We start from the raw sequence: 563 nt of genomic DNA, 5'->3' as shown, positions 1-563 counted from the left end.
ACTGCCCAGGCCAAGCTTGGGCACGACCATCAGCGCAATCACCGCGGCAAAGGCCAGCGGCGTCAGCACGGCGAAGACCTTCGACCACTTGATCTGGCGCTGTTCCACCATCGACAGGCTGCGCGCAATATTGGCATCGGTGCCCAGCGGCTCGTGGTGCGCGGTGCCGCGCGCCAGTTCGGCTTTGTCGAAGCTGCCCGCGGCTCGGGCGCTGGCCACGCTGGCGCCGGGCGTGCGGCCTTGCCAGCGGTCCAGGTGGCTGGCATGGGCGGGACGGATCTGGGAGCGGATCGAGAAGTACGCCATGGCCAGCGCGATGCCGCCGGTAATCAGCGACAGCACCAGCGCGCGGTCCGCCACCATGGCGGCGCTGACGGCAGCGCCGGCGGCCTTGGCGCTGATGCCCGGCGCCACGCCGATCACATAGTCCGACGACAGCGCGGTGCCCTGGCCCGCGATGGCGATGGCCATGGCGCCCGCCAGCGGCGGCAGCCCGGCGGCGATGGCCGCCGGCAGCAAGATGGCGGACACCAGCGGAATCGCCGGCGTGGGCCAGAAGAACA

At 71.4% G+C, this 563-nt stretch carries 1 pseudogene; it reads right to left on the bottom strand.

Annotation, left to right across the window (positions count from 1 at the left end):
- Positions 1-563 (bottom strand): annotated as a pseudogene (locus tag OR16_RS38295) (hypothetical protein); the annotation flags it as partial.

The organism is Cupriavidus basilensis OR16 (assembly GCF_000243095.1).
Taxonomy (GTDB): domain Bacteria; phylum Pseudomonadota; class Gammaproteobacteria; order Burkholderiales; family Burkholderiaceae; genus Cupriavidus; species Cupriavidus basilensis_D.
Note: the sequence above shows the minus strand (reverse complement) of the source record. Positions and strands in the feature narration are given on the sequence as shown.